Raw genomic sequence first — 24,071 nt, forward strand, 5'->3', positions numbered from 1 at the left:
TATACAAAAACAGGTAAAGGTGATTCGATGTGCAAAAGATGCCCTTGGTTAGATACGACCAAACCAGACTACGTTGCTTATCACGATAATGAATGGGGTGTTCCTGTTTACGATGATAAGACAATGTTTGAGTTCCTAGTGTTGGAATCGGCTCAAGCGGGTTTAAGCTGGTACACCATCCTCAAGAAGCGTGAAGGCTACAGAAGGTTATTTGCTGACTTTGATGTAATCAAGGTTTCTAAATTCACCCCCGAAGATGTAGAACGCCTAATGGAGGACGGTTCAATCATCAGAAACCGACTAAAGATAGAAGCAGCTATCAACAATGCCAAGTGCTTTATAGAGATACAAAAGGAGTTTGAAAGCTTCTGTAACTTCATCTGGGAATATGTGGATAACCGACCTATCGTTAACAGCATTAATGATATTAGTGATTACGTTGCTACCTCACCAATTAGCGACAAGCTTGCCAAGGACATGAAGAAAAGAGGTTTCAAGTTCCTAGGTTCAACCACCCTATATTCACACCTCCAAGCTACTGGACTCATAAACGACCACCTAAACAATTGCTTTAGAAAACAACAGGTTATACAACTTGCAAATGAATACCCACATTAAGCCTGCGGCATGGTCAACGACCATCACGATGACTGTTATAGAAAGGCGCAGGTTTTGGCTATGTATAAGTAAGTAGCTAAGGCGAACTCTTGCGCCTTTTAGTTGGTGAGCGAGTAAGTGTCAGAAATTGGTATTTACACCCAATGTTGAGATTATTTCGTAATAACCGAAAAGCACAAGAATAAAAAAAACAATTAAAATTAGCTCTTGTTTGAAGTGATGGCGTAGATAGAACAAGCGCTCTTTATGGTGAAAAACGTCCATCAGTTCATCACCAAACCGGATAGACAGAAACGTCCCCACCCCAGACAGCAAAATAACCAGCCAATATGGAAAAGGTGTGGTTAATATCATTTTCATAGTCTGGGTAACAAATGTTGTTTCATAAAACTCAGGAAGGTAAAACAGCAAGAGCACATTAATCATAATAGCAATCAACCAGACTGCTATTTCTGAGAACACCATACGAATACCCAGTAATAATCGAATGGGAAAGTCCAGTAAAAAGCCAGCATCGGCAACCGGAGTGCAAAGCACAAAGAAGCTCCAGGTAATCAGGGATGCGACCCCGCCTGTCACAAAGTCATACTGGTAAGTTAAATAACCAAAGTAGGATAATAAAATTAACAACAGCAGTATGAACTTTACCCATACCTGATGCCTAGGATGCTTCATTAACCGCTCCTACTTAATTATTTGAATGCCAGAAGAAATGCGCTTTCAGAATCCGACCAAAAGCATCAACTTCTTAAGCCCGTTTCTCGTTACATCGAGCGAGCTTTACCAGTAACGACTTTTTCGCAAGCGTATTTAATCAATAGTAGAAAAAGAGGAAGGTTTCCGCCTGTCCAAGGCTAGCAGAGGCGTTAATTAACAACTTGCAGCCAATATCACTATTGTTAGCCCGATCATTTGCGATGAGCTTGAGTTTATAAATAGCTGAGGCGAGCTGTTACGCCTTTTAGCTGGTGAGGGTGAAACGCAGCTGAAGTGCACTAACTCAGACACCCACTCCAAAAAATAACTAAGACACCCACTCCAAAATTTCACACTTCCAGACTCATTGACTACACTTTGAATGTTCGACTCAAGGAGGAGTGGATGATGGCAACGCCTCGGAAAAACCAAATTAGTCTAGCAGATACCCCCTATTATCACTGCATCTCTCGTTGTGTACGGCGGGCGTTTTTATGTGGCATAGACGCACTGACCGGCCGCTCTTATGAACATCGCCGCGATTGGGTTGAAAGTAAACTGTTGCAGCTAGCGCAAATTTTCTGCATAGATGTATGCGCTTATGCAGTAATGAGTAACCACACCCATGTGGTGCTGCATGTGGATAAGCCTAAAGCCCAGCACTTAACCGATAAAGCTATTGTTCTACGCTGGCACAAATTGTTTAAAGGCACCGTGCTCTGCCAACGTTTTGTGCAAGGAGAGCAGCTTGATACAGCAGAGCTGGCCGCGCTGCACAGTCGTATCTTGATTTATCGGGAGCGTCTTAGTGATATCAGCTGGTTTATGCGTGTCCTCAATGAAGGGATTGCCCGTCAAGCCAATAGCGAAGATGACTGCACCGGCCGTTTTTGGGAAGGGCGTTTTAAGTCCCAGGCCCTCCTTGATGAAGCTGCCTTGGTTGCCTGTTTAGCCTATGTGGACTTAAACCCGATCCGTGCAAAGGCTGCTGATTTACCCGAACAATCCGACTACACTAGCGTGAGAACTAGAATCACTTCAGCAAAGAAGGGTCAGCAACCCACTACCTTAATGCCCTTTGTTGGTAATCCACGCAAAAACATGCCTAAGGGGTTGCCTTTTGAGCTACAGAGTTACTTAGAGCTGATTGAATGGACAGGACGCTGTATGCGCGAAGATAAGCCAGGGCATATTTCATCAGATGCAGCCCCCATACTTCAGCGCCTCGATATTTGCCCGAAAAACTGGCTAGCGCTTACGACTTCATTCACCAAGGTCTTTCACGGTGCGGTAGGTAAGGAGCAAGCGTTAACAACCTACTGCCAGCATCAACACCGAAAGCGACGTGTAGATTTAAGTAATAGCCAAAGCTTATTCGCTTAAGTGTTACTTTCCTTCCCTATGATTGAGTCCTTAACCGAAGTGTCGATTTCGCACGTCCAGAATTTACGACAATGACAAAAACGAAGGGGAAATCCACTAACAACCGCTTGTTCTGATTGAACTCGCTTTAAAAATGTATTTTCTTGTTCCGTTGCACAAGCTCAATTCTTAAAGTGGGTGTTTTGTTTGTTTTGGTTATAATTGTTTTATTCTTTTGTAGAGGATGCTAGTTTGAGTCAAATAACGCGTTTATATAAAGGGATTTATTGTGAGTCTTCTAAAGCCGACCTGCGCTCTGCTGATGACTTTTTTTGTCGCCACGCTGACCTCAACCATGACTTTGGCTCAAGAACAGCCAGATAACATCTACAGTCAACACACCGAAATCATACAGTCAAAAGTGCTTGGTGAAGAGCGCAGCATCCTGGTGCAATTACCTAAAAGCTACCACACCAACCCTGACAAGGTGTACCCGGTAATTTACCGCCTAGATGGTGCCAGTAATCTCCCCCTGCTTACGGCGGTTATAGAGCGCTTACAGAATGCCCAATCAGCTCCCGAGGTTATTATTGTCGCCATAGAAAATACCAACCGCCTGAGAGATCTTTATCCCACGGTAAACCAAGACCCAAGGGGGCCGGTCGGACTCGGTGGCGGTGGCGCCAAGTTTTTGGATTTTTTCGAACGTGAATTAATCCCTTTGGTCGATAATAAATACCGTACCCATGACTTTAGAGTCATTGCCGGCGCTTCCGCAGCCGGAGTCTTTGCCCTTTATGCGCTACAAACCAAGCCCGAGCTTTTTCAGGCCCATATCGCCTATAGCCCTGCGGTGTGGTGGAACCATGGCGCGTCGGCAAAGAGTACCAAGGAGTTCATTGCCAAAGCAAAAACGCTTAATAGCTATGTGTATATGAACATAGGTGAAGAAGGTGGCGATATGCGCGCTGTGTATGATGACTTGCATAAGTTTATGATGGCCAATAAACCCAAGAATCTGACCCTGGTCACCAACGCCTTCGACGATGTAGCGCACGCACTGACATCCAGCGCCGGCATATTCAATGCGTACCATCATTTATTTATGCCCAGGGCCATGCCGGTACAAGCATTCACCGGCGAGCTGGACTCTATTACCGACTACTACGCTCGCCTTTCACAGCAATACGGCGAACAGATAGCGCCGCCGGAACAGGTAATAAGAGAACTGGGTTACCACTTTGTCTTTGAAGATGACTTTACAACGGCAATAAAGCTATTCAAGTTTAATATCGAATTGCACCCTAAGTCCGCCGATGCATATAACGGACTGGCCTTTGCCTATGAGCGCAACGGACAATATAAGGACTCACTGCAACAGGTTAATATGGCCTTAGAGCTGTCCAAAGAAGACGATGCTGGTTATGACTTCTTTATCCAACGTCGCGATAGATTGCTTCCGTTAGTGAAGGGCACGCAAAGTTAACTGGCTTACAAGGCCGCGATAATCAACTTTAGTTTGAAAAGGAAATCATGGGTGCATTTGTATTTTTATACTTCTTTCTAATTATCTATGCACTTGCAATTAGGTTTGCATCTAGAAAAGAGTTCTCTTCTGGTCATGTTAGTTGGGCATATAAATTACAAGCTTTAACTTGTGTTGCTATTACAGCATTAACTAGTGCATCAATTGCATTTCTTTTTGCTCAAAATATAGCCGAATGGTTCTATCAGTTTATACCTGCATTTATTGTGGCTGTCATTGTTGCTGCAAATAAGCCTATTGATTACAGTGAAATTCAAACTAACAAGTTGTTAAAGCAGGACAAGTAAAGCTAGGCTGGCGCTAATTTTAGCCGAGCTGAACCTGCCCATCATGCGGATGTTATATCTCTAAGGAAGGAGTTACCTCATGGAAGAAGAATCGACGTTTATTACCTTTGCATTGTTTACGCTCTTGGCAGCCATTAGTCCCATTATTTTGGCCATTATTGCGAGCGTGAAACTGCACGGAACCTTTGGCAAGGGAGCCATTTATTTTCTTAGCCTTGGGATTATCCTGGTGGGCTTGCTGCCATTGGATACACTCATGACAGTTGCAATCGCAAGGTTGGATACCGACCTACTTGCTAAAGCTATGCTCTATAAAAGCTATGTTGTCATGGCGTTGACTTATCTGGGCTCGGTCTCTATCTCAGTGGGCATTTTAATGCTGTGCCACCAGTATCAAACAAAGCCCTAACCATGCCGCTTGGGAAAGTATTCACTCTCTTCAGCCCGTAGATTGTGCCAGCTCGCTACCCATGCTGGTTTTAGCACAGCCAACAAGGTAAGCTAACGTCAAGGACTGAATAATAACCTATTATAAAGAAAGGAAAAATTGTGCACCCAAATAGAAATGCAATCGCTTTTGGTGGTCTGGTGGCCACAGTTTTATTCTTTGTGATATTAATCATACTGGCCTTATGGGCTTGGCCTAAATACAAAGTATATAAATTAGAAATGAATGGTATTGCCGCATTAAAAGAGGCGGAATGGAGCAAGCAAATCCTCATTGAAGAGGCCAAGGCAAGAGAGCAAGCGGCACTCATGCAAGCAAAAGCACGGGTCACATTAGCCCAAGCCGAAGGTGAAGGTGAAGCCAAGATTGTTCAAGCAAAAGCCGAAGGCCAAGCAGACATTGAAAGAGCAAAAGCAGCCGCAGAGGCAAACAGAATCATAGGCGAGTCTCTAAAAGGGAATGAAGCTTACCTGCGTTATGTCTGGATTAAAGGCCTGCAAGAAGGCAATGGCGAGCGCATATACATCCCCACCGAGGCTGGTCTACCCATACTCGAAGCGGGCAAAGCAGGAAAGTAATCTGCTTTTGGGTGAATTGCTAAAACTAGGTAGTTTGTCCAAACAGCTGGATCTTGTCGCGGTGGCGACGACACCTAACTGAGAAAACCGTTGCCGATGAGTTGCAACTCACTTACACAAAAAAGGATGCTCGGCGGCATCCTTTCCAGCACCAAGAAATCTCAGGGCCGCCAGATAATCCCACAATGGGCTATGGTGCGCATCAAGGCGCGCCGGTAATGCACATTAAACAGCGCCAGGGCGAAGGGGCCACATAATCCGCCGAGTAAAGCCCAGCGCTTGGCTGGCATGCCTTTGGCGGTAGCAACAACAAATAATAAACTGGCAAACACGACGCTTAACAATAAAATCATAATCCCCCCTCATTCTCGGGCGGCGACTTTAACACAAAGCTGCTGCTTAATTAACCATACACCCCACCCTGTTTCTAGAGTTCCTAGCTAGGTCATTGGTTAGTAAGTAAACTTTTTCAGTTGATTTTATTTCATCTAGAAGCCGATACGCGTCCAAAAGCCTGAGCACAAAAAAGCGCAGCATATTGCTGCGCTTTTCAATCATGTACTTAGGAGGAGATTAGCTGCGAGCCTGTTCCTTGTCTTGCTCTACAGCGTCCTCGGCAACGTCATCGGTAGCGTCCTTGGCAACGTCCTCGACGACGTCCTTGGCGACGTCCTCGGCCAGCTCTTCAGTATCAACTGATTCGGACTCGTCGTTACTTTCAGCGTCGGCTTTGTCGCTAGCCTCTGCCTTGTTCTCAGCTTCAACCTTGTTTGTAGCCTCGGCAGCCGCCTGCTCCTGCGGGTAATAACTTCCGCCCTGCTCGGCCATAGCCAGTAAGGCCGCCGCCGGAGTAAAGCTATCATTAAACTGCGCATAGGTTGCCAGGGTTGAGCACACATTGGCGGCGCCCAGTTTATCCATATAGCTAAATGGACCACCTAAGAACGGCGGGAAGCCAATGCCAAAGATGGCACCTATGTCGCCATCGCGGGCATTGCTGACGATGCCTTCTTCCAAACAACGAGCCGCTTCGTTGAGCATCTGCACAACACAGCGCTGGGCAATCTCTTCCTTGTTTAGTTTCGGGCTTAGGGTTACACCCAGGAATTCGTAAACCGACTCGTCTACCTTCTTCTGTTTCTTGCTGTAATCGTAGAAGCCTCGGCCCGACTTGCGACCTAGACGCTTGTCGTCGATTAAGCGATTAAACACCTCGGGTGCCTTAAAGCGCTCGCCAAGCTCGGCCTCAAGGATAGGGGCAATCTTAGAACCGATATCAATTCCTACTTCATCGAGCAGCGCCAAGGGACCAACCGGGAAACCAAACTCCACCAGGGCCTGGTCTATTTTCTCCACAGGCTCACCGGCGAGTAACAGGTTTGCCGCCTCGTTCACATAAGGAGCAAGAATACGGTTTACAAAGAAACCAGCCTTGTCTTTAACCACAATTGGCGTTTTACCTTGCTTGCGGGCAAAGCTCACGGTGCGGGCAATGGTTTGCTCACTGGTTTTTTCGTGGGGAATAATTTCCACCAGCGGCATTTTTTCTACCGGCGAGAAATAGTGTAAACCAATGACATTTTCCGGACGCTGCGCCTGTGCGGCAATTTGCGCTATCGGCAACGAGCTGGTGTTGCTGGCAAAAATGGTGTGCTCTTGGGCGTATTGCTCAACATCGGCAACCATGGCCTGCTTCAAAGAAAGGTCTTCAAATACCGCTTCGATCACCATGTCCACATGCTTAAAACCGCTGTAATCCGTGGTGCCGGTAATGCGGTTCATCTGCTCTTGCAACTCGGCCAGAGACAAGATACGACGCTTACGCTTTTTCTCAAGAATTTTGTAGCTGTAGTTCATGGCACCGGCGATGCCTTTCTGCGCCACGTCTTTTACTCGGGTGCGCACACCCGCCTTAATGGCGCTGACATGGGTAATACCCGCGCCCATCAGGCCACCACCCAACACCGCAACCTTGTCGGTGCTTGGGGCATTATCGGCGCGCCACTCTTTTTTCATCTCAGTGGTGGCAAAGAAGATACCGCGCAGCTTTTTAGAGACATCGCTCATAACCAGATCGGCAAAGCCTTCGGCCTCGGTCTTATAAGCCTTGAGTTGGTCCAGCTCAACACTGGCACGCACCGCCTTGATAATAAGCTCAGGCGCCGGGTAATGACCACCAGTTTTCTTGGCCACATTTTCGGCGGCTTTTTTGAAGATCAGGTTGCGGCCAAAGGGGTTAGACTCCAGCAGCGCCGACATTTTATCGAGCTGAGGTTTCGCCGCTTTCGCTTTGCCTTTTTGGGCAAACTGCACCGCCACATCCAACAAAATCGAGTGCGGCACGCAATCATTTACCAGACCGGCTTTTTTCGCCTGCTTGGCACGTACCTGCTTGCCAGTTAGCATCCATTCCAGAGCCTTCTGAATACCCACCAGCTTAGGCAGGCGCTGAGTACCGCCGCCGCCTGGTAAAAGACCTAGCTGAACTTCTGGCAGACCCATTTTGGTGATGTCGCTGTCGCTACATACACGGTAATCACAGGCCAAAGCAAACTCTAAACCACCACCTAAAGCAGCACCGTGAATGGCGGCCACCGTGGGATAAGGCAATTTAGCTAAATCAAAAAAGGCATCATGACAGGTAGTCGACAGAGCCAGCGCTTCTTCGCGGGTATTGGCCTCATCCAGCATGTTGATGTCGGCACCGGCAATAAAGTTATCCGGCTTGGCGCTGATAAATACCAGGCCTTTAACGTTATTTTCGTTGGCTGTGGTGATCACATCCTGCAACTGCTCGGCAAAACTGGCGCGTAATGTGTTCATCTTCTCGCCGGGCACATCTATGGTGACGATACCCACGCGCTCATCATTGAGCTCGAATGTAAATACTGATTCAGTCATTATGCGCTCTCCAATACAAAGGCAGCACCCAGGCCACCGGCGGCACAGGCCGTGGTTAATGCTAAACCACCACCGCGACGATTAAGTTCATGAATACTTTGAGTGATCAAACGCGCACCTGTGGCGGCGAAGGGGTGACCATAAGCCAGTGAGCCACCGTTAACATTGAATTTATCCATATTGATTTCACCAATGGCCTTATCGCGGCCAAGCTGCTCCTTGGCAAACTTATCCGAAGCAAACATCTTCATATTCGCCAGGGTTTGCGCCGCAAAGGCCTCATGCATTTCAATCAGGTCAAGGTCGCCCAGGGTAATACCGGCACGATCAAGGGCCACAGGCGTTGAATGCGCCGGGCCCATTAGCATGTCCTCATGCACGCCGATGGCGGTAAAGGCATAGCTACGAATATAGCCCAGGATTTCATAACCCATGGCCTTGGCTTTGCTTTCATTCATCAACAGTACCGCCGCGGCACCATCGGTTAAAGGCGTCGCATTGGCGGCGGTAACGCTGCCGTATTTGCGGTCGAACACCGGCTTTAACTTGGCGTAACTGGCCAGCTCTGAGTTAGCGCGAATATTGTTATCCTGCTCAATAAAGGACTTATAAGGCGGCACATGAGCGGTCATTACCTCCTGCGCCAGCTTACCCTCGGCCCAAGCTTGACCTGCCAAGGTGTGTGAGCGATGCGCCAAGGCATCCTGATCGGCGCGGCTGATATTATGGGTTTTAGCCATCTGCTCGGCGGTTTGTCCCATGGACAAGCCGGTGGAGTATTCGGCCACAGCTGGCGGCACCGGCAGTAAATCTTTTAGACCCAGCTTTGAGAAAATCTTTAGGCGCTGCGAGAAGGTGCGCGCTTTGTTTAAATCGACCAGACTGCCGGCCAGTTTTTTGCTTACACCAATGGGCAAAACAGAGGATGAGTCTGCACCACCGGCAATACCTACCTGTGTGTGACCGGCCATAATCGACTCGGCAACATTGGCGATGGCCTGGAAGCTGGTTGCACAGGCACGGGAGACCGAATAGGCATCGATATTCACCGGCATGCCGGTTCCGAGCACAATTTCACGAGCAATATTCGGCGCTTCAGGCATTTGTACCACCTGACCAAACACCAGCTGGTCGATTTCCTTGCGGTCGAAATCAAGACGCTCAAGCATCTCGTTAACCACCAGCTTGCCTAAATCCAATGCGGGTACATGATGAAAAGCGGTCGCTTGCTTTGCAAAAGGTGTACGCAGGCCGCTGACAATGGCGATGCGCTCCCCGTTTCGTGTTGTTAGTTTTGTTTGCCCAGACATATAAATGCTTCTCCTGTTGACAGGTCTGACCTGTTATATTTCCTCGATTCTAAAACAACCCTGGGCGCATTGCCAATAGGCTTGTCAAAATTTACCACCCAGCTACAACAATAGTTAACAACTTGAAGCAATTAAAATAAAAAACAAGACTTTAAAACTGAACAATTGTAAGTAAAATCGATCGAACTATTTGGCTGTAGCAATGCCTAACAGGCGTTGTTAGGCGTAACCAAATTATGACACGCGCCCTATTTTTCACTGCATTTAAATATGCCGGCAAGGACAAGTACACTTATGGCAGTTTCTAAGTTTGCACAATTAAAAACCTATTTAGATACCCAAATCATCGGTCAACACCAGCTCACTCAGTCCCTACTTATTGCCGTATTGGCGGACGGTCACCTGCTCGTTGAGGGCCCTCCCGGACTGGCCAAAACCCGCGCGGTAAACGCACTGGCCAAAGGCCTTGAGGGCAGTTTTCAACGCATTCAGTTTACTCCAGATTTATTGCCGTCGGATGTCACCGGCACGGATATTTATCGCCAACAAACCAGCGAGTTTGTATTTGAGCCGGGCCCGCTGTTTCATAACCTGGTTCTGGCGGACGAAATAAACCGCGCCCCGGCCAAGGTGCAGTCGGCACTGCTGGAGGCCATGGCCGAGCGCCAAATCACAGTAGGCAAGAACACCTACCCACTGGAGCAGCTGTTTATGGTGATGGCGACACAGAACCCGCTGGAGCAAGAAGGCACCTACCCGCTGCCAGAAGCCCAACTTGACCGCTTTTTACTGCACCTCAATATCGATTACCCGGATGCCGAAGCTGAGCTGGCGATTTTACGTCTGACTCGTGGTGAAGCCCTGGCCGGTGAGCAGCTTACTATCGAGCCTATATCTCAGGCCGATTTGTTCGATGCCCGCCAACAGGTATTGGCACTGCATTTGGCCGAGCCGCTAGAACAATATCTGGTGCAGCTGGTCATAGCTACCCGCGATGGTTTGCGCTTTGATGATGAGCTGGCCAACTGGATTGAATACGGCGCCAGCCCAAGGGCCACCATAGCGCTGGACCGAACGGCGCGCGCCCATGCCTGGTTGAATGGCCGCGACTTTGTCAGCCCGGAAGACATTCAGGCGGTCTTTCATAATGTGCTGCGCCACCGCATTATCCTCAGCTACGAAGCCCAGGCCGAGGGGATCAGTAAAGATCAGGTGTTAACGCGCATCTTAGAGCGCGTGGCAGTGCCTTAATGGCTAAGTGGAAGTCAGCCCTGAGTGTGCAGCAATGGCTACAGCAGTTACATAGCAACGGCCATAGCCTGGCTTTAAAAGAGCTCACTTATTACAAGAGTAAAACCCAATTGCTGGACTTAGCGGTGCGTAAACGCATTCGCAGCCCCCATAGTGGCCAGTATTTGGCGCCGCATAAGGGCCGAGGCATGGAATTTGCCGAAGTACGCCATTATCAAAGCGGCGATGATGTGCGCAGCATCGACTGGCGTGTCACCGCCCGTACCGGCGAGGCTCATACCAAGCTGTTTCAGGAAGAAAAGGAACGCCCGGTGCTGATGTTGGTGGACTTTAGTGCCAGCATGCAGTTTGGCTCTCAGTTGTTATTTAAATCTGTACAGGCGGCGCACCTTGCAGCCCTTATCGCCTGGTCTGCCTGCGCCCGGGGCGACAAACTCGGCGCCCTGGTTTTCAATGACCAACAACACCATGAGTTTCGCCCACAAAGCCGAGATAAAGCGGTATTAAGAGTGTTTCACGGCCTGCTCGACAGCCATAAACAACAACAGAACCTTATTGATAGCACCGGTAGTAATGGCTCTGCCAATGCCCCCGCCAAGGGTGGCCCCGCCAACGGTGGCCCCGCCAACACAGGTTTACTGGCCCAGTTACAGCGCTTAAACCAGCTTGCCAAGCCCGGCTGCACCGTTTATCTGCTCAGTGACTTTGCGGTATTGCAACAGGGTGACAGCCCGGCCATTGAGCGCGAGCTGCAGCGCCTGGCTCGCCATTGTGAAGTGGTCGCCTGTGTGATCAGCGATCCCTTTGAGCAGCACCTGCCACACTATCCAGAAGCGGTGAATGTGCGCAGTCATCAGGGGCAATTTAGCCTGCCCCTGCACGACGCCGGCTTTCGCCGCCGCTTTAACCAGCAGGCACAGCAACTCGGCGCTTTGCGCCAGCAGAAGTTGGCCCGATATTGCCATTCCTTGGTAGAAATCACTGCCGCCAAGGCGCTGGAACAACAGTTTTATGAAGGGAGTTTGTAAATGCAGTCAGCCCCCACATTACCATTGGCCGATGTCATAGTTCCCACTGAGGTTTCCAGTTGGCCACCGGGTCCGGCCTGGTGGCTCTTAGGCGCCCTGCTGATACTCTTGGTTATAGCCGCCGTACTGGTTTATCGTCGCCAACAGCAACACTTGCGCGCCAAACGCCACGCCCTGCAATTGGCAGAGCAGGAAACGGCACTGGGCTTACATCAACTGCTAAAGCGCCTGTGCAAGCATTATTACGGCGCCAAGGTCAGTGCCCTGAGTGGCCAGCAATGGGCCTTAACCCTGTCTCAGTTGAGCGGCCTGAGCTTTAACGCCGATGAACTTAATGCCCTATATCAAGGGAGAAGCGCGCAACATGAGCTGGCGCAGAAACTAAAGCAGGCCCTAGTGCAGTTTAAAACCAAGGAGACTTTGGATGTTTGAGTTTTCCTGGCCCTGGCTGTTTATCCTTGTACCCCTGCCCTGGTTACTGGCCTGGGTGCAAAATAGCAAAAAAACGCACAGCAGCCTGTTGCTGCGTATCGACTCCCTGGCTTATCAGGCTAAGGCAAAAACCCAGACCACCGCCAACAAAAGCTGGCCGCATTGGCTGCTGGCTCTGGCCTGGTTGGCCCTGGTAAGCGCCTTAGCTAACCCCGTGTATCGTGGCGAGTCCATCACTTTAGCCAATGAAGGGCGAGATATTATGCTGGCGGTGGATTTGTCCGGCTCCATGCGCGAGCAGGATATGGCCTATCAAGGGCGCTATGTAGACCGCTTAAGTGTGGTTAAAAGCGTGCTTAGCGACTTTATTAGTGAGCGTCAGGGCGATCAGCTCGGCCTTATTCTTTTTGCCGATACCGCCTTTTTACAAACCCCCCTGACCCGGGATCTGGATACAGTGGCGCAAATGCTTAAAGAAGCGCAAATAGGCCTGGTGGGTCGCGCCACCGCCATCGGCGATGCCCTGGGTTTAGCGGTTAAACGCTTTAATGATAAATCCGCATCCAATAAGGTGGTGATCCTGCTCACAGACGGCCAAAACACCGCCGGCAACCTTACCCCGGAGGAAGCCTTGATACTGGCGAAGGATGCACAAGTGAAGGTGTACACCATAGGCGTCGGCTCCGACGGTAACTTTGGTGGTGGTTTGTTTTCCATGGGTGGTGGTGCGTCCTTGGATGAGCGCCTGCTCACTCATCTGGCCAAGGAAACCGGCGGCCGTTATTTTCGTGCCACCGACACCCGTAGTCTGGCCAATATTTACCGAGAGCTGGACGCCCTGGAGCCGTTAGCAAAAGAAGAGCAAACGGTGCGCCCGGAAGAAGCACTCTTCTACCTTCCCTTATTATTGAGTTTCTTAATACTCTTGTTAGCCACGGTTTGGCACCGCTTTGCATCTGCCCTACAACGTGTTGCAGGAGAGCAATTATGACCGAATTTATTTTCTTACGACCGCAACTATTATGGTTACTGCTACTGCCGGGCTTCTATCTGATCTGGCGTCTGCTTGCCGGTAAGGGCGAGCAACAGCAACAGCCCCTGATCGCCCCCCATTTGGCGGCACAAGTGATGCAAGAAGGCGCTGAGCAACGACAAAACAATGGCCTGCTCAACGCTCTGCTGCTGGCACTTATGGTGGTAGCCATAGCCGGCCCCAGCTTTAGCAAGCAAGAGCTGCCTGTGTATGAGGCGAAAATGGCACGGGTTATGGTGATGGACATGTCCCGCTCCATGTTTAGCACGGATATCAGCCCCAACCGACTGCAACAGGCCCGCTTTAAAGCCCTGGATATGGTGGAGCTGTTTAAAGAAGGTGAAACGGCGCTTATCGCCTATGCCGGCGATGCTTTTACCATTTCGCCGCTGACCTCGGACAGTCAAACCCTGACCAATCTTATCCCCAGCCTAAGCCCGGATATTATGCCGGAGCAAGGCAGTAACGTGATGGCGGCCTTGACCTTGGCACAGGAGCTGCTGGAGCAGGCCGACTACCCGCAAGGGGACATAATTCTTATCAGCGACGGCATAGATAGAGAAGAAGAAGACGATATCCGCTCTTGGCTCAGCAACAATGATTACCGTTTGCATATCTATGCCATCGGCAGTGAGCAAGGTGCTCCCATCAGCCTGCCTGATGGCGGCTTCTTAAAAGACAATCAGGGACAAATCGTCATTCCTAAAACTAACTTTGAGCGCCTGCAACGCCTAACGAGATTGGGAAGCGGTAAACTGATCCGTTATCAGCCAAGCAGTGAAAACCTTAGCGTATTGGCGGTTTCCAAAGGCGAAAAAATGACGCAACAGGCACAAAACCAGCAAACCCTGTGGCGAATCGACGCCGGCATCTATCTGGCGTTATTGGTTCTGCCCTTGCTGCTATGGCAACTGCAACGCCGCGCCATTATGCTGGGCGCCGCCTTAGTGCTGATACCGCAAATATGGAGCCCGGCCTATGCCGCCAGCGGCCAGTCCTGGTTTAATAATGCCGAGCAAAACGCCCTGAATGCCTATCATGACAAGGCCTATGAACAGGCGGCACAGGCGCAAAATCCTTTGCTCAGTGGCGCCGCCAAATACCAGCAGCAGGATTACCAAGGTGCCTTGGCGGATTTTAACAAGGATAACTCGGCCACCGGCCTGTATAACCAGGGTAATGCCCTGGCGCAGCTGGGTGATATTGATGCGGCCCTGGAGCGCTATCAGCAGGCTTTGGAGAAAGACCCAAACCTGGAGGCCGCCAAGGCCAATAAGGCGACCCTGGAGCAGTTGAAAAAGCAGCAAGAGCAGCAACAAAATCAACAAGGTGATTCGGGGCAGGAGCAAGGCTCCCAAGATCAGGACTCGCAACAACAGCAGCAAGATGGCCAACAACAAGGTGACGGCCAACCGCAAGGCACTGAGCAACAAGGTGAGTCGCAACAACAAGACGACTCCGAGCAACAAAATGGTGGCAGCAGCACGCAAAACGAGCGTAACAGCAATGAGCGCAACCGCCCGCAAAACAGCGCCCAAGCCGGAGAGCAATCAGAGCAAAACGAGCAACAAGAAGCGGATGAATCTTCGAGCGAGCAATCTAACGAGCAAGATGCCAAGCAAAAAAATAATGCCGCAGCATCGCCTAAGGAATCGCCCGAAGCCGATAGCTCACAAGAGCAAGAAGGCAAATTACAGCAGCAAGCGTTGAACGAACAAGAGCCTGGCGCCGAAAAGGGAGAGCAGGATGCTGAGCAACAGGCTGCCATGGCCAGTGCCGCACTTAGCCCAGAAGAGCGCGAAAAAGCGCAACAGCTCAATCAACTGCTACGGAAAATCCCCGACAATCCGGAAATCCTGCTGCGCAACAAGATGCAATTAGAAGCTCAGCAACGCCAAAGTCATCGCCGCCGCTTACCACAAGGAGTAGAGAAGTCATGGTAAGAAGTTTTTTATATATTTGCTTTATTTGCTTAAGCCTGCCGACCTTGGCCTTGTCGCAGCTTGAAGCCAGCGTCGATAAAAACCCTGTGTCCGCCGGTGAATACTTTATGTTGACCCTGAACGCCGATGACGCCATAACAGACAGCCAACCAGACACCCAGGTCCTGTTGCAAGACTTTGTGGTCGGCCCTACCTATCGCAGTACCAACACCCAGATCATCAATGGTGTAGTCAGCCGCCAAACCAGCTGGCGGGTGGAATTGATGGCCCGTGATCCGGGCCAATATGAGATCCCGGCTTTCGAAATCCAGGGCATCAGCTCCACACCCTTTACGCTCAATGTGGTCGAAGGTAATGAGGCGCAAGGTGATAGCAATAACGCCTTTATTAAAACCGAGCTGACGCCGGCCTCCTTGTATGTGCAACAGGCGGCTATTTATACCGTCAAACTTTATGTTGGCGTCGACCTTATTGATGCGGCCATGTCAGCCCCAGCAATGGGTGACGCGAATGTGGCTCAGTTGGGCCGCGACAGCGAAAGCCAGGAAGTGATTGATGGCCGCCGCTATCGGGTGATCCAGCGCGAGTATCTGATCCAACCGCAAAAAAGCGGCACCTTTGAGCTGCAAGCACCGGTATTCGAAGGTAAAGTCCGTGTAAACTACCGACCAGTGGCCATCAGCGCCCGCGGTACGGATCAGTTAGTGGATATTGAGCCCACCCCGGCACAGTACAGCGGCGCCTGGCTGCCCAGCGAGTTGGTAGATTTAAGTGAGCAATGGCAAGGTCTGGAGCAAGAGGTAAAGGTTGGCACGCCGATCACCCGGACGCTCACGCTCACGGCGCTCAATGTTACCAAGGAGCAATTACCGGATCTAACCAGCACAAACATAGAGGCGGTGCGCAGCTATGCAGATCAATCCGAGCGCACTCATGTGGTTCGCAATGGCCGCATTATCGCCCAGACCAAAACCTCCATCGCCTATGTGCCGCAAGAACCGGGCACCTATACACTGCCGGCAATTTCAATTAACTGGTTTAATACAGTGACTGGGCGTGAGCAGGTGGCCAGTGTCCCCGAGCAACAAATTACCGTAGTCGCTGCCGATGGCACTAAAGTCGCCGCAAATGAGCCGCCACAAACTGAGCAAACCACCACACCGGATATCGATGTGAGTGCGGACGAAAATACCAGTGCAGCTCAAGAGCAACCTGGTTCACTGCCTTGGTGGCTGGCCTTACCCGGCTATCTTCTTTGGCTGGTGACTCTGCTGCTCTGGTGGTTTAGTCACAAGCGCAGCAAGGCACAAACTATAGCTCCAAGCCAGGAAACAGCCCCTATTGCACAGGCAAGTGTGCAATCTATCCAGGACGCCGCGGCTAAGAATGATGGTAAGGCCCTGTATCAGGCCATAGACGCCTACGCCAAGTCCCATTATGGCAACATAGATGCTTGGCTTGCTCTGTGGCCACAGGATGCGGTGCAGGAATTTGCCAAGTTGCGCCAGTCCCTATACAGCCCAAGTACAACCGAGGTTGACTACAGTGCTATCGCCAAGGCTGCAGCCTATACCCCGCGCCCAAGCCATAAACCACAGTCTGAACTAGACTCCTTGTATTAAAACCTTTTTCGCCTGGTTTGCGCTGCGTCGCAAGCCAGGTGCAAAAATTTCCCCTTTTACGAAATAATTTTTCGTCATTACAGGTCTTTATGGGCATGGCAGATAAACAAAAGCGCTATGAAGCGCTGGTGCAGGTCTACCACAAAGAGCTCTATCGTTTTGCCTTTTGGTTAAGCAAGGATGCCACTGTGGCGGAAGACCTGGTCCAAGAAACATTTTTAAGAGCGTGGCGATCGTTGGATTCCTTGCAGGATCAGGGCGCGGCTAAGTCGTGGCTGCTAACCATATTGCGCCGTGAAAACGCCCGCCGCTTTGAACGTAAACAGTTTGATTACAGCGATGTCGAGCAAGACACATTAGTCGATGAGCGCAATACCGCCCTCGATGATGATATGGAGCTCACCGTGCTGCAGCGACATATCATGGCCTTACCAGACGAATACCGGGAGCCCTTGATATTGCAGGTGATGGCCGGATGCAGTGGCGAGGAAATTGCCGACATCCTTAATCTCAACAAGAACACGGTAATGACGCGCTTATATCGGGCTCGCAACCAGCTAAAAGACGCATTAACTCGTAACCCTGACAAATTTAATGAGGCCCCCAATGGATGAACTCGAATTTCGCCGGCGCCTTTTAGCTCAGCCGCAGAATAAAGACAAAGAGCTGCTTGAGTACGCACAGCAAAACCCCGAGCGCATGAGTTTGGTCAATGAACTCAAAAGCTTTGATAAGGAGCTGCACCAAGCCATGAATGTGTCGGTGCCGGAAAACCTGGTCGATAAGATTATTTTTAGGCAAAGCATGAGCGATGATACGAGCGCGAATACCCACCCCCTAAAACGCTCCCCTAATCGTCCCTGGTATCTGGCGCTGGTTGCCAGTGTCGCCCTGGTGTTTACCTTTGCCTTGTATCAGCTTAATAGCCCGACCCTGAGCATAGGCGAGCATGCTCTGGCCCATGTGTACCACGAAATCGACTCGCTGGAGGCCCAAGACCGCCTGGATATGGCCACGGTCAATGCCCGCCTTGCCGAGCTAGGTGGCCAATTAAGCGCCCTGCCCGGTGAAGTGACCTTTGCTCGTTTTTGCCGCTTTAAGGGGCAAAAAAGTCTGCATCTGGTATTTAATTCTCAGTTTGGCCCCATGACGGTATTTATCGTCCCGACCAATAACCAATACCTGGGCGATGACTATTTTTCCGATCAGCGTTTTGCCGGACGGATTTCCCACTTTCCCAAGGGGGATGCCATCTTGGTAGCTGCCGCACAGGCGCCTATAGATGAATATCAAAGTCGCATAAACCAATCGCTGCAATGGCTATAAAGCGGCACTTCCCCAGATAGCAAAAAGCCACCCTTAGCGAACTAAGGGTGGCTTTTTTGTGTCTCTAAGCAAGCGATAAGCCCAGGCTTATTTTAGCTCCGCTTTCAGCGAAGCTTCTACTTCCTCAAAGGTAGCCACCAACTCGTCGCTTGGCTCTTTGGTTGCCAGCGACACCACAAAAATGGCTATACAAGAGAAGATAAAGCCAGGGACAATCTCGTAAATAAGGCTGCTCAGGCTCTGACCGTTAATGCTGATTGGCGCATAAATCCAGAACAATACGGTGGCGGCACCCACCACCATACCGGCAATCGCACCTTGCAGGTTCATGCGTTTCCAGTACAGGCTAAACAGGACCAAAGGACCGAACGCAGCACCAAAGCCAGCCCAGGCATTACTTACCAGATCCAAAATAGAGCTGTCGCGGTCATAGGCAAGATAAATGGCACACAGGGCAACCAGCACTACGCTGATACGACCTATCAACACCAACTCTTTCTGTGACGCCTCACGACGCACATAGATGCGGTAGAAGTCCTCGGTCAGCGAGCTTGAGCACACCAACAACTGAGATGAAATGGTACTCATAATGGCCGCCAAAATCGCCGCCAGTAAGAAGCCAGCAATCAAGGGATGGAACAGCAGCTCGGCAAGCACCAGGAATATGGTTTCCTTATCATCGATAGGCATTTGGTTTTCCAGCATATAGGCGGCACCGAATAAACCGGTTAACACCGCACCTATGGCGGAGAGCGTCATCCAAGACATACCGATACGACGCATGGTAGGCATTACCTTCACCGAGCGTACCGACATAAAACGTACAATAATATGCGGCTGACCAAAATAACCCAGGCCCCAGGCCATGGCTGAAATAATGGCAATGGTTGAACCACCGGCAAACCAGTCCATCATATTCAGTGCATGCACTTCGCTGTCTTTGGGCGAGGACAACAGCAAGTCATAACTGGCGTTGCCTAGCGTTTCGAACACCGGCTGATCCAGCATGGTATAAGTGACTAGCGGTACCGCCAGTAAGGACACAAACATGATACAGCCTTGCACGAAGTCCGTCAGGCTCACTGCCAGGAAACCACCGAACAAGGTGTACAGCACCACCACACCGGTAGTCACATACAAGCCGGTTTCATAACTCATACCAAAGGAGTTCTCAAACAGCTTACCACCAGCAACCACGCCGGATGAGGTATAAAGGGTAAAGAAAACTATGATGACGATGGCGGAAATAACGCGAAGAATATTTTTGTTATCGGCGAAGCGATTGGCAAAGTAATCCGGGATGGTAATGGCGTCATTTGCTCTTTCTGTGTACACACGCAAACGCGGTGCAACCAGGAAGTAGTTAGCCCAGGCACCCAGTACCAGGCCTATGGCTATCCATACCTTGCTCAAGCCAAATAAATACATGGCTCCAGGCAAGCCCATAAGTAACCAACCACTCATATCTGAAGCCCCGGCGGACAGGGCGGCAACACTTGGCGACAGATTTCGACCACCGAGCATATAGCCCGACACATCATCCGTCGATTGTTTATAGGCGTACAAGCCTATGCCAAGCATGGCAATAAAATAAAGGGCGAGTGATATTATCGTACCTAATTCCAAACTAGCCTCCAACTTTAGCGCTAAATAGTGCGTGCCTTGGCCACTGGCTCAAAGCTATTTGTTATTGTCTTATTCGGCCATAAACCAAGACCGAGTCGCATACTATAGCATGGCGAGCGGGGGCAACTCCAATTAGTGCGTTTGTCGCCATAATTGCGATAACAAAAGCAAGTATGTTGTTTAATCGTAAAAAGTACTTTTCTGGGGTAACAAAAGTATATAGTACTGGGTGAAAGCCATTTCAATTTCTCATATATTGTTAGAAATACAATAGCTCTGTAATGGACTGGGCCCTAACTGATCAGCAACCGGTATGGATGTAATAAATGAATTTCTACGCTGCGCGACAACCTATTCTAGATAGAGACAAATCCCTAGTAGGCTATGAGCTCCTGTTTCGCGATGGTCTTGATAACGTTTTCCCCCAGATCAATGACGACCAAGCCACCTCACGGCTTATCGAAGGCAGTCAGTTTACTTTTGGTCTTGAAGAGTTAACCGGCGACAAGCCCGCCTATATTAATTTCTCCCTGGAAACCTTGGCCAAGGGCTATGCCACCACCATGGGCAGCGATGAAATCGTCGTGGAAATCCTCGAAACGGTGCAACCGAGCCAGCGCCTGCTGGCTCTGATCAAGGATTTGAAAGAGCGTGGTTATACCCTGGCACTCGATGACTACAAGCATCAAAATGAATGGCGTCACTTTTACCCCTATATCGACATTATAAAAATCGACTATTTGCAAACCCCTGTGGAGCAAATTGAGGAAGTGATTGAAACCGTTAAGCCCTTCCCTCATATTAAACTGCTGGCGGAGAAGGTTGAAACCCATGAGCAATATCAACATGCCATGGATCTTGGTTTTAGCTTATTCCAAGGCTTTTTCTTCTCTAAACCGGAAATAGTGCAAAGCAAGGCGCTGCCGCCTTCTGAATTAACTTTGGCTGAGCTGCTTTATCAAACCTTGAACACAGAGTTGGATTTGGCCAAGATCACTGCGGTGTTCGAGCGCGACGTCAACCTTAGCTACAAATTGCTGCGCTATTCCAACTCGGCCATGTTTAAACGTCGTACGGAAATCACCAGTATTAATCAAGCCTTAGTGGTACTGGGTGACAAGGAAATCAAAAAGTTTCTCTCCCTCTTGTATACCGCCCAACTCTCATCGGATAAACCCGCCGAGCTTATACGCCTGTCTTTAACACGCGCTCGTTTTGCCGAGATATTGGCAAAGCAGCATGCGGAGCAAATCGACTCGGAGCGCGCCTTTTTAACGGCCATAATGTCGCTGCTTGATGCCATCTTAGATCTAAGCATGAATGAGGTAGTAGAGCGCTTACCTCTGGCTGACGATATCAAGGAGGCGCTGCTCCACGGCAAGGGGGAATTGGGCGATTACCTGGCCCTGGTTGAACAATACGAGCATGCCCAGTGGCAAGAAGCCAATGCCACCATAGATAAGATGAAGCTTGATGCCAAACGCGTGCCCGATGCTTACCATGAGGCCATTCTATGGGCTCAGGAGCAAATGAAGGCAATTATGTAAGCCTTTATTTTTCAATAAAAAGTTAAGCAATAAAAAAGCCTGCTAAATGCAGGCTTTTTTATTGCTGATTTTTAGAGATTCTCTAGGAAGTCATCGTCGTATTCTTCCGCTTCCGGCTCTTCGACCAGCGGCGGATTACCATCGTGCAGCTCATACAGCTGACGCTGATAATAAACGTCTTTCACAAAAGTATAAGGGTCCAGTGACTCATTCAACAGACTCTCTTGAGGGATCAGGGAGGCACGGGTTTCTACCACTTTCAACACAAATACCAGGATGGTTTCCGGCGTACTCAGGGCGATTTCCGGCAACACAAAGTTATCCACCACATCGCCTGTGAGGTTGCGGGCCGTGCTCGGGCCCATACCCGGCAACATCAAATAGGCACCATCACCTATGCCCCAAACACCCAGGGTCTGACCGAAGTCTTCATCCACATGCTCTAGGCCAAGACTGCTGGCAATATCGAACAAACCACCAATGCCGACCGTGGTATTAACCAAAAAACGCGCCATGGCGATACCGGTGCGATCCGCCTTGCCTTGCAACGCAGCGTTAATGGCATCCGTGGGCGCACCTATATTGTCGGTAAAATTGGCGATCGAGCGACGCACTGGCGCCGGTGTCACTTCCACATAACCGACCGCCACAGGACGTAAAATATAGGCGTCGAGGACATCCATATTAAAGTCATAAATAGGGCGGTTAACACTTTGCAGCGGGTCGCGCGGGTCTTCCTTCTCCGCCGGCACCTGAGCACAGGCGCTTAGCAGCAGTGCCGATAAGGTTATTAGAGTCTTTTTAAGCATCGTCTATCCTACTGAATCAAGGTATCTATGGTCACATCGACACTGGGTTGCTGATGGCGGTTAAAGGGCTGAGATTTACCTTCCAACTCACCCAGTTCAACGGCCACGTCACCATCCTTTGAGATACGGGCAATCACTTGAATTTGCTCAAATTGTTGCAAACTCAATTGCGCCATCATGGCATCTGCCTCACTCAGAGTGACTGTCATGGGCAAGGAGAATTGCTCAAAGCGCTTAACCGCCAATGGCATAGCAGGCCCTTCTGCGGCCTTGGCAAACACAAATAGCACCGCATTAAGAGGAATACGATCGGCTATGTCATCGGCCAGAGTCACCTGTACCTGCACCTTATGCGTCGGTTCGCTGTTTTGCGCTTGCGCCAGACGCGCATCAATTTCTTTAATGCGTTCACTGACCATGGCATAACGGGAGTCTTGCTCATTCATGGTCAACAAGATCAACTCAAAGGCGCTTTTGGCTTCGGCCCAATCCTTACGCTCGTAGGCTATCAAGGCCAGCATGGAAATGGCATCGATATTCTGTGGCTGCACCTGCAGCACCTGCGACAACAGCTTGGCCGCCTGATTCATCGCCATATCATCACCTTTGATCAGCAGCGACTGAGCATAGCTGACCTTGGCACTGATATTTTCAGGGTCCATGGCCAAAACCTTGTCGAACGCCTGCATCGCCATTTCATAATCGTTTAAGGTCATGGCCACACGACCCAGCATCAGCCAGGCCACTGCATCATCACCGTCCTTAGCCAGGCGGGTACGCAAACCAAGCAACAAGGCCTGACGCTCATTGGCATCAAGAGGCTCGCCCTTGCCCATCACCGCGCGCTCACCCAGTTCTGGCAGCTCCACCATGGCCTTTTCCCACGCCTGTAGCTGCGCCTGACTACCGGTGAAATAATAGAACACAGCGCTAAGCAGCACCAAAAATGAAGCACCGGTCAATGCCAAAATTCGGTTATTACCGCGGCTTTGCAGCTGTTGCTCCGGCGCCAGTTCATTCAACAGGCGTCTTTTAAGTTCCAGTAGCGACTCATTAAAACTTGTTTGGGAAATACGCCCAAGCGCTAAATCATCCGCCAACTCCTGCTGGCGCTGCTCAAAGATATCGATGCGCTCGGCATTAACGCTTGGGTTTGCATCGCTTTCAAAACGACGGAAAAAAGGCCAGCACACAAATATCAAGGCGGCGAAGGCTAAGGCCGCAAAGGCCCCCCATAATGACAACATTACGCAGACTCCTTGCGCTTATAGCGCGTGATCAACTTTTGCAGTTGTTGCTCATCGGTCTCAGACCAACTTGCTTTTTGCGCCGCCTTTTTCTGGCGCAGAATAATAAAGGCAAAACCACCCACCACGATCAGACCGGGCAGAATCCACAGCAAAATAGTAGCAGGGGTAACAGGCGGCTGATAATGCACAAAGTAACCGTAACGATCGATCATGTAATCAATAACCTGATCCTTGCTCTGCCCTTCTTTAACCAGTTGCTCCACCTTATCGCGAAGATCCTTGGCCACCACGGCATCTGAGTCGGCAATATTCTGGTTTTGACACTTGGGGCAACGCAGCTCCTTGGTCAGCTCGGCAAACAAGGCCGCCTGCTCGTCGTTAGCAAAGTCGTACTTTTCTTCCACCGCGGCAGCGGAAACGGCAAATACCAAGGCCAATAATACAAACACAAAACGCAT

General features: G+C 50.1%; 23 protein-coding genes. 15 read left to right on the plus strand and 8 right to left on the minus strand.

The window, feature by feature from the left end; translation table 11 throughout:
* Positions 1-27: 27 nt before the first annotated feature.
* Positions 28-618: a DNA-3-methyladenine glycosylase I gene (locus C2M24_RS06285; protein WP_105213681.1), complete on the plus strand. Its 591-nt coding sequence runs from the start codon at positions 28-30 to the stop codon at positions 616-618.
* 120 nt (positions 619-738) lie between these two features.
* On the opposite strand, the gene C2M24_RS06290 is transcribed toward C2M24_RS06285, so the two are convergent.
* Positions 739-1,293, minus strand: coding sequence for a hypothetical protein (locus C2M24_RS06290; RefSeq protein ID WP_105213682.1), 555 nt, complete (start codon positions 1,291-1,293; stop codon positions 739-741).
* Between the two features lie 429 nt (positions 1,294-1,722).
* Between C2M24_RS06290 and C2M24_RS06295 the strand changes: the two genes are divergently transcribed.
* From C2M24_RS06295 to C2M24_RS06315, 5 genes are all read left to right on the plus strand, one after another.
* Positions 1,723-2,697, plus strand: coding sequence for a transposase (locus C2M24_RS06295; protein WP_105213770.1), 975 nt, complete (start codon positions 1,723-1,725; stop codon positions 2,695-2,697).
* A 268-nt stretch (positions 2,698-2,965) separates the two neighbouring features.
* Entirely contained in the window at positions 2,966-4,162 is a 1,197-nt protein-coding gene (locus C2M24_RS06300) for an alpha/beta hydrolase-fold protein (protein ID WP_442792504.1), read from the plus strand.
* Positions 4,163-4,209: 47 nt separating this feature from the next.
* Complete coding sequence (locus C2M24_RS06305) at positions 4,210-4,509, plus strand: hypothetical protein (protein WP_105200705.1); 300 nt, start codon at positions 4,210-4,212, stop codon at positions 4,507-4,509.
* A gap of 79 nt (positions 4,510-4,588) precedes the next feature.
* Positions 4,589-4,918: a hypothetical protein gene (locus tag C2M24_RS06310; protein WP_105200706.1), complete on the plus strand. Its 330-nt coding sequence runs from the start codon at positions 4,589-4,591 to the stop codon at positions 4,916-4,918.
* 140 nt (positions 4,919-5,058) lie between these two features.
* Entirely contained in the window at positions 5,059-5,535 is a 477-nt protein-coding gene (locus tag C2M24_RS06315; protein ID WP_105213684.1) for a hypothetical protein, read from the plus strand.
* A gap of 161 nt (positions 5,536-5,696) precedes the next feature.
* Here the strand turns inward: C2M24_RS06315 and C2M24_RS06320 are convergent, their stop codons facing one another.
* The 3 genes from C2M24_RS06320 to fadI form a co-directional block, all read right to left on the minus strand.
* Complete coding sequence (locus C2M24_RS06320; protein ID WP_105190478.1) at positions 5,697-5,888, minus strand: hypothetical protein; 192 nt, start codon at positions 5,886-5,888, stop codon at positions 5,697-5,699.
* Positions 5,889-6,108: 220 nt separating this feature from the next.
* Entirely contained in the window at positions 6,109-8,436 is a 2,328-nt protein-coding gene (gene fadJ, locus C2M24_RS06325) for a fatty acid oxidation complex subunit alpha FadJ (RefSeq protein WP_105213685.1), read from the minus strand.
* Entirely contained in the window at positions 8,436-9,746 is a 1,311-nt protein-coding gene (gene fadI, locus C2M24_RS06330; protein ID WP_105200709.1) for an acetyl-CoA C-acyltransferase FadI, read from the minus strand. The genes fadJ and fadI overlap by 1 nt, the downstream gene beginning before the upstream one ends.
* A gap of 294 nt (positions 9,747-10,040) precedes the next feature.
* On the opposite strand from fadI, the gene C2M24_RS06335 reads away from it, so the two are divergent.
* From C2M24_RS06335 to C2M24_RS06370, 8 genes are read left to right on the plus strand one after another with little or no spacing between them, the layout of a single operon-like run.
* Positions 10,041-10,997: an AAA family ATPase gene (locus tag C2M24_RS06335; protein WP_105200710.1), complete on the plus strand. Its 957-nt coding sequence runs from the start codon at positions 10,041-10,043 to the stop codon at positions 10,995-10,997.
* The gene (locus tag C2M24_RS06340; RefSeq protein WP_105213686.1) at positions 10,997-12,025 is read left to right on the plus strand and encodes a DUF58 domain-containing protein; all 1,029 of its coding nucleotides are present in this window, start codon (positions 10,997-10,999) and stop codon (positions 12,023-12,025) included. The genes C2M24_RS06335 and C2M24_RS06340 overlap by 1 nt, the downstream gene beginning before the upstream one ends.
* Positions 12,026-12,457, plus strand: a complete 432-nt coding sequence (locus C2M24_RS06345; protein WP_105200712.1) for a DUF4381 domain-containing protein — start codon at positions 12,026-12,028, stop codon at positions 12,455-12,457. It begins immediately after the preceding gene.
* Positions 12,450-13,448 (plus strand): vWA domain-containing protein, encoded by a 999-nt coding sequence (locus tag C2M24_RS06350; RefSeq protein WP_105213687.1) that lies wholly within the window; start codon positions 12,450-12,452, stop codon positions 13,446-13,448. The genes C2M24_RS06345 and C2M24_RS06350 overlap by 8 nt, the downstream gene beginning before the upstream one ends.
* On the plus strand, positions 13,445-15,433 hold the full coding sequence (locus C2M24_RS06355; RefSeq protein ID WP_105213688.1) for a VWA domain-containing protein: 1,989 nt from the start codon (positions 13,445-13,447) through the stop codon (positions 15,431-15,433). The genes C2M24_RS06350 and C2M24_RS06355 overlap by 4 nt, the downstream gene beginning before the upstream one ends.
* The gene (locus C2M24_RS06360) at positions 15,427-17,055 is read left to right on the plus strand and encodes a BatD family protein (RefSeq protein ID WP_105213689.1); all 1,629 of its coding nucleotides are present in this window, start codon (positions 15,427-15,429) and stop codon (positions 17,053-17,055) included. Before C2M24_RS06355 ends, C2M24_RS06360 begins: the two co-directional genes overlap by 7 nt.
* Before the next feature lie 38 nt (positions 17,056-17,093).
* The gene (locus C2M24_RS06365; RefSeq protein WP_267894348.1) at positions 17,094-17,669 is read left to right on the plus strand and encodes a sigma-70 family RNA polymerase sigma factor; all 576 of its coding nucleotides are present in this window, start codon (positions 17,094-17,096) and stop codon (positions 17,667-17,669) included.
* Entirely contained in the window at positions 17,662-18,381 is a 720-nt protein-coding gene (locus C2M24_RS06370; RefSeq protein WP_158681405.1) for a DUF3379 family protein, read from the plus strand. Before C2M24_RS06365 ends, C2M24_RS06370 begins: the two co-directional genes overlap by 8 nt.
* An 87-nt stretch (positions 18,382-18,468) precedes the next feature.
* Here the strand turns inward: C2M24_RS06370 and putP are convergent, their stop codons facing one another.
* Positions 18,469-20,007, minus strand: a complete 1,539-nt coding sequence (gene putP / locus C2M24_RS06375) for a sodium/proline symporter PutP (RefSeq protein ID WP_105213690.1) — start codon at positions 20,005-20,007, stop codon at positions 18,469-18,471.
* Between the two features lie 326 nt (positions 20,008-20,333).
* Here putP and C2M24_RS06380 point away from each other — a divergent pair, with 326 nt between their 5' ends.
* Positions 20,334-21,554, plus strand: a complete 1,221-nt coding sequence (locus C2M24_RS06380; RefSeq protein WP_105213691.1) for an EAL and HDOD domain-containing protein — start codon at positions 20,334-20,336, stop codon at positions 21,552-21,554.
* A 71-nt stretch (positions 21,555-21,625) separates the two neighbouring features.
* Here C2M24_RS06380 and C2M24_RS06385 read toward each other — a convergent pair whose 3' ends face one another.
* Genes C2M24_RS06385 through C2M24_RS06395 form a run of 3 tightly spaced genes read right to left on the minus strand, consistent with a single transcriptional unit; the run spans position 21,626 to position 24,071 of the window.
* Positions 21,626-22,363 (minus strand): MlaA family lipoprotein, encoded by a 738-nt coding sequence (locus tag C2M24_RS06385; protein WP_105200720.1) that lies wholly within the window; start codon positions 22,361-22,363, stop codon positions 21,626-21,628.
* Positions 22,364-22,371: 8 nt separating this feature from the next.
* Entirely contained in the window at positions 22,372-23,610 is a 1,239-nt protein-coding gene (gene ccmI, locus C2M24_RS06390) for a c-type cytochrome biogenesis protein CcmI (protein ID WP_105213692.1), read from the minus strand.
* Positions 23,610-24,071: a cytochrome c-type biogenesis protein gene (locus C2M24_RS06395; RefSeq protein WP_105200722.1), complete on the minus strand. Its 462-nt coding sequence runs from the start codon at positions 24,069-24,071 to the stop codon at positions 23,610-23,612. The genes ccmI and C2M24_RS06395 overlap by 1 nt, the downstream gene beginning before the upstream one ends.

This window comes from Pseudoalteromonas sp. T1lg22 (genome assembly GCF_002964645.1).
Taxonomy (GTDB): Bacteria; Pseudomonadota; Gammaproteobacteria; order Enterobacterales; family Alteromonadaceae; genus Pseudoalteromonas.

Bases quoted from the DNA above. Each gene is read 5' to 3' on its own strand.
- C2M24_RS06385 (WP_105200720.1), bottom strand. From the start codon at position 22,363: ATGCTTAAAAAGACTCTAATAACCTTATCGGCACTGCTGCTAAGCGCC.
- C2M24_RS06355 (WP_105213688.1), top strand. From the start codon at position 13,445: ATGACCGAATTTATTTTCTTACGACCGCAACTATTATGGTTACTGCTA.
- C2M24_RS06310 (WP_105200706.1), top strand. From the start codon at position 4,589: ATGGAAGAAGAATCGACGTTTATTACCTTTGCATTGTTTACGCTCTTG.
- C2M24_RS06305 (WP_105200705.1), top strand. From the start codon at position 4,210: ATGGGTGCATTTGTATTTTTATACTTCTTTCTAATTATCTATGCACTT.
- C2M24_RS06335 (WP_105200710.1), top strand. From the start codon at position 10,041: ATGGCAGTTTCTAAGTTTGCACAATTAAAAACCTATTTAGATACCCAA.
- C2M24_RS06380 (WP_105213691.1), top strand. From the start codon at position 20,334: ATGAATTTCTACGCTGCGCGACAACCTATTCTAGATAGAGACAAATCC.
- C2M24_RS06370 (WP_158681405.1), top strand. From the start codon at position 17,662: ATGGATGAACTCGAATTTCGCCGGCGCCTTTTAGCTCAGCCGCAGAAT.
- C2M24_RS06285 (WP_105213681.1), top strand. From the start codon at position 28: ATGTGCAAAAGATGCCCTTGGTTAGATACGACCAAACCAGACTACGTT.
- fadI (WP_105200709.1), bottom strand. From the start codon at position 9,746: ATGTCTGGGCAAACAAAACTAACAACACGAAACGGGGAGCGCATCGCC.
- C2M24_RS06290 (WP_105213682.1), bottom strand. From the start codon at position 1,293: ATGAAGCATCCTAGGCATCAGGTATGGGTAAAGTTCATACTGCTGTTG.
- C2M24_RS06350 (WP_105213687.1), top strand. From the start codon at position 12,450: ATGTTTGAGTTTTCCTGGCCCTGGCTGTTTATCCTTGTACCCCTGCCC.
- C2M24_RS06340 (WP_105213686.1), top strand. From the start codon at position 10,997: ATGGCTAAGTGGAAGTCAGCCCTGAGTGTGCAGCAATGGCTACAGCAG.
- C2M24_RS06320 (WP_105190478.1), bottom strand. From the start codon at position 5,888: ATGATTTTATTGTTAAGCGTCGTGTTTGCCAGTTTATTATTTGTTGTT.
- fadJ (WP_105213685.1), bottom strand. From the start codon at position 8,436: ATGACTGAATCAGTATTTACATTCGAGCTCAATGATGAGCGCGTGGGT.
- ccmI (WP_105213692.1), bottom strand. From the start codon at position 23,610: ATGTTGTCATTATGGGGGGCCTTTGCGGCCTTAGCCTTCGCCGCCTTG.
- C2M24_RS06295 (WP_105213770.1), top strand. From the start codon at position 1,723: ATGGCAACGCCTCGGAAAAACCAAATTAGTCTAGCAGATACCCCCTAT.
- C2M24_RS06360 (WP_105213689.1), top strand. From the start codon at position 15,427: ATGGTAAGAAGTTTTTTATATATTTGCTTTATTTGCTTAAGCCTGCCG.
- C2M24_RS06345 (WP_105200712.1), top strand. From the start codon at position 12,026: ATGCAGTCAGCCCCCACATTACCATTGGCCGATGTCATAGTTCCCACT.
- C2M24_RS06395 (WP_105200722.1), bottom strand. From the start codon at position 24,071: ATGCGTTTTGTGTTTGTATTATTGGCCTTGGTATTTGCCGTTTCCGCT.